Raw genomic sequence first — 6,532 nt, forward strand, 5'->3', positions numbered from 1 at the left:
TTTTACACATAAACATTACGCTTCTGAAGCTAATGCTTGTTTTTCTAATTCAATTTCCTCACGTAATTCTGGTAAGATTTGTGTAAAATCCATTCGAACTTCATGGCGAGGAGATACTTCAACTTTTCGAACAAAGTGAAATTTGCTAACTTTATCCATCACACTTTCCACTTCTTCTTCATTCACATACAAGTAAATATATTTTAGACGTTTAGAAATATATTGAATATTACCGAAACGTTTTAATTGTTTGATTGGTTTTAATGTATAGAGCCATACAATAATTGCTCTTCTTTCAACTTGTTCCATGTTTACTCCTTTTTAACTCCCCATCTTTCTATTTCTTAAAAGTGAGGACTGTTTTACCACGAGAGCGACCGTTAGCGACCTTGTCTAATGCGCTATTCACCTCTTCAAATGGATAGACTGTATCGATAGATGGTTTGAGTTTTAATGTGCTCAAGAGATCAGCTACCTCTTGTAATTGAGCGCCATTGCTTTCTACAAAGATGAAATGATAGTGAACACCATATTTATCCGCCATCTTATCAAATTTGCGACCTGCTAATCCGAGGATTATCTGTTTCCATTTTGGCAACTTCATGCGTTTGGCAAAGGCACCGTTTGGTATAGCACGAAGAGATACCAGGTGACCACCTTTTTTCATGATAGACATTTGCTTTTCAGTTTCAGCCCCACCAAGAGTATCGAGGACGTAATCAACTTCGCTAACAGTTTTTGTATAATCCTCTGTTTTGTAATCGATAAAGCGATCCGCTCCTAGTTGCAGAACACGATCAGCACTATCGCCAGCACCATTGGTGATAACTTTCAAGCCTTTGGCCTTGGCAATTGGAATGGCCATTCCTCCAACACCTCCCGTGCCACCAGAGATAAAGATGATTTTTCCAGCTTGAGCACCCATGAGATCTAAGGCTTGCATGATGGTTAGGGCAGTAAGAGGTACAGCAGCAGCTTCCTCGTCTGATAGATAGTCTGGTACCTTGGCTAGTGCCTGGCTATCGACAGTTACATATTCTGCAAAGGCACCAATATGGTCAAGCGGTAGACGTCCAAAGACACGGTCCCCTACTTTAAAGTTACCAACGTTGTTACCAATGCTTTCAACGATTCCAACGACTTCATTACCTGCAATTTGTGGGAGTTTGTACGGGACAATCATTTCAACCTCTCCACGAGAGATCATGTTATCGAGGGGATTAACCCCAGCTGCAGACACCTTTATCAGAACTTGATTTTCATTCATAGTTGGTCTAGGAACTTCAATTAAATTCAGCTTAATATTCTTTTTATTATAAGTAGTATGTTGTGCAACTTTCATGTAATTTCTCCTCTCTTCATTATTTTTTACGAATTGTTAATAATAAATCACTAACATCAATCATATCTTGTTCTTTAACAGCAATCGTTTCAACAACACCATCAAATGGTGCTTGAATCGTTGTTTCCATCTTCATCGCTTCTGTTACAAGTAACACTTGTCCTTTACGAACTGCTTCACCTTTTGTCACAAATACTTTTAGGACACTACCTGGCATTGTTGCTCCAATTTGTCCAAAATCATTCGCATCTGCTTTTTGTCGTTTAACAGTTGTCATTGTTGCACTCGCATCATGCACAATAATTTCTCGGCTTTGTCCATTAAATCGATAGAACATAATTCGATTTCCATCTTGGTCAGGTTCCCCAATTTGTACTAAGGTAATCATGAAGACTTTTCCTGGAGCATATTCCATTTGAATTGTCTCGCCCATACGCATTCCATAGAAGAAGGTTTGAGTATCTAATTTACTTAAATCTCCATATAGTTCTTTTCTCTCTTGGTATTCCCTGTAAACTTTTGGATACATGAGATAACTTAGTACTTGTTGTTCTTTTGGTTTATGCCCTAATAAAGTTTCTAATTCTTGACGAACTTCTTCAAAATCCACTTCAGGAGCTAATAATCCTGGGCGAACCGTAATTGGCTCAATTTCTTTTAATACAACTTTTTGAAGTTTTTCATTAAATCCTCCAACTGGTTGACCTAAATCCCCTCTAAAGAATTGAATCACAGACTCTGGGAAAGATAGTGTTAATCCTTTTTCATAAATGTTTTCTTCATTGAGTTCATTTTGAATACAGAATAACGCCATATCTCCAACTACTTTAGAAGAAGGCGTTACTTTAATAATATCTCCGAATAATTGGTTCACACGGTGATACATATCTTTCACTTCTTCAAAACGTTCTCCTAAACCAACTGATTTAGCTTGTTGGTATAAATTTGTATATTGTCCACCTGGCATTTCATGATAATAAACTTCAGGACTTGGAGAAACTTGTACTTGATCAAATGCATGATAAGATTTACGGATTGTTCCCCAATAACGGTTTAATTTTGTTACATTTTCCATCTCTAATTCAGGTTGACGAGTCGTACCTTCTAAACCATGATATAAAGTTTCCATACTTGGGTTAGAAGTTCCACCTGCTAAAGCACTAAAGGCTACATCGACTACATCCACTCCAGCGTCAATCGCCGTTGCCAATGTTAAAATTCCATTGCCACTTGTATCATGTGTATGTAAATGAATGGGAATATCCACTGATTCTTTTAAAGTTGTAATCAATTGTTTAGCAGCTTGAGGTTTCAATAATCCTGCCATATCTTTAATGGCAATCATATGCGCACCCGCTTTTTCTAAATCTTTTGCAAACTGTTTATAATATTCTAATGTATATTTAGTTTGCATTGGATTTAATACATCACCTGTATAACACATTGTCGCTTCTGCAATTTTCCCTGCTTCACGAACGGCTTGAATACTCACTTCCATTTGAGGCAACCAGTTTAAGCTATCGAAAATTCTAAACACATCAATTCCTGCTGCAGCTGCTTCTAAAACAAACGCTCGAATGACCGCATCTGGATAATTCGAATATCCTACTGCGTTAGATCCACGCAATAACATTTGTAAGAGCGTATTTGGCATTGCTGCACGAATTTTTTCTAATCGATTCCATGGGTTTTCTGTTAAGAAACGATATGCTGTATCAAAAGTTGCCCCTCCCCAAACTTCTGCTGAGAATAACTGAGGTACCGCAGCTTCATATTGTTGTGCTGCTTGAATTAAATCAATCGAACGCATTCTTGTTGCCATTAAACTTTGATGCGCATCTCTAAAACTTGTATCCGTTAAAAGAACTTTTTCTTGTTCTAATACCCATTTAGAAACTGCATCCGCACCTTTTTCGTCCAGTAACTGCTTAGCAGTTTGCTGTGGTTTTGAAACAGGATTCAATGTTTCGATATAAGTGGGTCTCTCAAACGCCTTTGTTTCTTGCGGAATTCCTGGATATCCATTTACCGTAATTTCAGAAATATATTTTAAAATTTTATTTCCACGATTGCTTTCCTTTGGAAACTTAAACAATTCAGGTGTTGTATCAATAAACGTTGTTTTAGCGGTTCCAGTTAAGAAATCTTCGTGATGGATTACATTTTTTAAAAATGGAATATTTGTCTTCACTCCACGAATTCTAAACTCTTTTAATGCACGTTGCATCGTTGTAACTGCTTGAGAAAAATCACGACCATATGTACATACTTTTACCAATAGCGAGTCAAAATATGGAGTAACTACATTTCCTTGGAAGGCATTTCCCGCATCTAAACGAATACCTAATCCACCAGGTGAACGATACGTATTAATCTTACCAGTATCCGGCAAAAAGTTGTTTTCAGGATTTTCAGTAGTAATACGGCATTGAATAGCAGCACCACTAAATGTTAAGTTTTCTTGTGTAGGAATGCCAATTTCTTGATGTAAATCCATTCCTTGTGCAATTTTTAATTGTGCTTGAACAATATCAATTCCTGTAATCAATTCTGTAATGGTATGCTCTACTTGGATTCTTGGATTCACTTCAATAAAGTAAAACTGGTTTCCATCTAATAAAAACTCAACTGTTCCTGCATTGACATACCCAATTTCTTTCATAAAGCTAGCTGCAGCATTACAAATTTTGGAGCGCATTTCTTCTGATAGAGAAACACATGGAGCTACTTCAATCACTTTTTGGTGTCGTCTTTGAACAGAACAATCACGTTCAAATAAATGGACAACATTTCCATAATTATCCCCTAAAATTTGTACTTCTATATGTTGTGGATTTTCAATATATTTTTCCACATAACATTCTCCAGCACCAAAAGCTTTAATCGCTTCTCCAACGGCACGGTCATAACTATCTTGAACATCTTCCTTACGATAAACAACACGCATTCCACGACCGCCGCCACCAAGTGCAGCTTTAATCATAATCGGATAACCAAATTGTTCTCCAAATTCATAAATTTCTTGAACAGAAGACACTGTCCCTTCTGTCCCAGGAATCGATTGTAATCCAGCCTTATGCGCCGCAGTTTTTGCTTTTAATTTATCACCTAAAATATCTAAATGTTCTAAATGAGGCCCAACAAAGGTTAGTCCTGCTTCTTGACATTTTCTTGCAAAATCAATATTTTCAGATAAAAAACCATAACCAGGATGAACAGCATCTGCCCCTGATTGTTTCGCAATACGAATAATATCATCCATATCTAGATAGGCTTCTGTTGGCTTCTTACCTTCTCCAACTAAATAGGCTTCATCCGCTTTAAAACGGTGTAATGAATGATCATCTTCCTTGGCAAAAATACCAACCGTCTCAATCCCTAATTCTGCAGCGGCACGAAATACACGAATCGCAATTTCTCCACGATTAGCCACCAGTAATTTCTTCATGCTCTTCCTCCTTTTCTTCAATCAATTCTTTATTTTCTTGAAATGTTTCTTTTTGAGAACCTTCATTATTTTCATCTTCCACAAGTTCAAATTCATTCATTCTGATTTTATTCATCATATCTTCTTGGTATTCCTTGTCATATTTTAATGCAAAAAGTACCATTCCTATCGCAATACTCGAAACAATAAAACTTGAACCACCATAACTTAAAAATGGTAGTGGAACCCCAGTAATTGGCGCTAACCCAAGTAACGCTCCAATATTCACTCCACTTTGTACTAATAGAAATATTCCAACGCCTAGACATAAGTATCGAGAAAATAATGATCGACAAAATTGAGACTTCCAAAAAATATATATAATTAAGAAGAATAGAACGACTAATACAAGCCACACAACAATGAATCCTAGTTCTTCTCCAACAATCGCTAAAATAAAGTCCGTATGGGCTTCTGGTAAAAATCCTGTTTTTTGGATAGAGCTAGATAAACCAGTACCTGTTAATCCACCCCTAGCCAAAGCTAAGAATCCTTGAATCGATTGATAACCTACACCACTCGTATCATCCCATGGGTTATGGAATGAAAGAAATCGTCCAACTTGATAAGCCTTAAACGGTAAGTGCTGAATAATAGAAATCGGTAAATAGGTAAACAAATAACCAATGACAAAAGCTACTCCAGAATATTTAATCGCTTTTTTAGAATATCCTGTTGTTAATGCTAATAACCACATCATTACGACTGTAATCATAACAGTTCCAAAGTCTGGTTGCATTAAAACAAGTATACTTACTAATAAAAGCATTCCCATTGGATACATATATAATTGTTTCCAATCACGATTATCTTTAAATTTATGATAATAAAAAGCACTTGCCCATATTAAAATAACTTTAGCAAATTCAGAAGGTTGTAAATTAAAAATCCGTAAATTAATCCAACTTTTAGCACCCTTAATTCCTGATTGAGTGAAAACGAATAAGAGTAATAAAATTAATATTACATATACTATCTGTAATATTCGTTCATTAAAAAAGAATTTTTTCCCATTATTTGCAATTCCAATAGCTATAGCAATTCCTGCCACAACAAAGGCAAATTGGCGAATTAAAAAATATTCAGAATTACCTACAGATGTTAATGAAAAATAACTACTTGCACTATAAATCATTACAAGACCAAATGCAGATAATAAAATAAAAATAACTAAAATGATTTTATCTACTTGGAAGAGATTTTTTATTTTATCTTGTACTTTCAAAACAATAATTCCTCTTTCTTTCCTTAAGATTGCCAGTTTTTCTCATATACATCGCTATATACTTCATTTAATGCATATTCCAAATCAGCCATTAATTGATGTCCTTCATTCGCTTCCACAACACCAATCGCTACAGCAAATTCTACTTGTTTTGATAATCCAAACAATTGAGTATCCACTACTTCTTCAAAAGCTGGACATTTAGCAATACATAAATGATTTTTTTGTTGATTAATTAATTGGTAAATTTTATTAGCATTTTCTTTTAATTGCTCAAGAGCATGATTTTGATTAATCTCTGACATTTTCTTTCTCCTTTTGAATAAAATAACTCAAAATAATTATACCACAAAGCATCGTTTTTTCTAAAGAATGATGAGAAATTAATTCAATTTAAATACAGAATCACAAAAAAACTCCATCTGAGGTAGCATACCTTAAATGGAGTTTTATACATTATTTATTATTTTCTTTTGGT

5 protein-coding genes are annotated in these 6,532 nt (G+C 35.2%); all 5 read right to left on the reverse strand.

Annotated elements, in window-relative coordinates; genetic code table 11:
• Positions 1-15: 15 nt before the first annotated feature.
• Genes RWZ86_RS07920 through RWZ86_RS07940 form a run of 5 tightly spaced genes read right to left on the reverse strand, consistent with a single transcriptional unit; the run spans position 16 to position 6,359 of the window.
• Complete coding sequence (locus tag RWZ86_RS07920) at positions 16-309, reverse strand: YlbG family protein (RefSeq protein WP_314681210.1); 294 nt, start codon at positions 307-309, stop codon at positions 16-18.
• 28 nt (positions 310-337) lie between these two features.
• Positions 338-1,342, reverse strand: coding sequence for an NADP-dependent oxidoreductase (locus RWZ86_RS07925; RefSeq protein WP_314681212.1), 1,005 nt, complete (start codon positions 1,340-1,342; stop codon positions 338-340).
• Positions 1,343-1,361: 19 nt separating this feature from the next.
• The gene (locus RWZ86_RS07930; protein WP_314681216.1) at positions 1,362-4,790 is read right to left on the reverse strand and encodes a pyruvate carboxylase; all 3,429 of its coding nucleotides are present in this window, start codon (positions 4,788-4,790) and stop codon (positions 1,362-1,364) included.
• Positions 4,768-6,054, reverse strand: coding sequence for an FtsW/RodA/SpoVE family cell cycle protein (locus tag RWZ86_RS07935; RefSeq protein ID WP_314681218.1), 1,287 nt, complete (start codon positions 6,052-6,054; stop codon positions 4,768-4,770). The genes RWZ86_RS07930 and RWZ86_RS07935 overlap by 23 nt, the downstream gene beginning before the upstream one ends.
• Before the next feature lie 23 nt (positions 6,055-6,077).
• On the reverse strand, positions 6,078-6,359 hold the full coding sequence (locus RWZ86_RS07940) for a DUF1507 family protein (RefSeq protein WP_006703508.1): 282 nt from the start codon (positions 6,357-6,359) through the stop codon (positions 6,078-6,080).
• Positions 6,360-6,532 lie beyond the last annotated feature (173 nt).

It is taken from the genome of uncultured Granulicatella sp., from assembly GCF_963545075.1.
Lineage (GTDB): Bacteria > Bacillota > Bacilli > Lactobacillales > Aerococcaceae > Granulicatella.

Coding starts and splice junctions, on each gene's coding strand:
- RWZ86_RS07930 (WP_314681216.1), bottom strand. CDS start 4,790: ATGAAGAAATTACTGGTGGCTAATCGTGGAGAAATTGCGATTCGTGTA.
- RWZ86_RS07925 (WP_314681212.1), bottom strand. CDS start 1,342: ATGAAAGTTGCACAACATACTACTTATAATAAAAAGAATATTAAGCTG.
- RWZ86_RS07920 (WP_314681210.1), bottom strand. CDS start 309: ATGGAACAAGTTGAAAGAAGAGCAATTATTGTATGGCTCTATACATTA.
- RWZ86_RS07940 (WP_006703508.1), bottom strand. CDS start 6,359: ATGTCAGAGATTAATCAAAATCATGCTCTTGAGCAATTAAAAGAAAAT.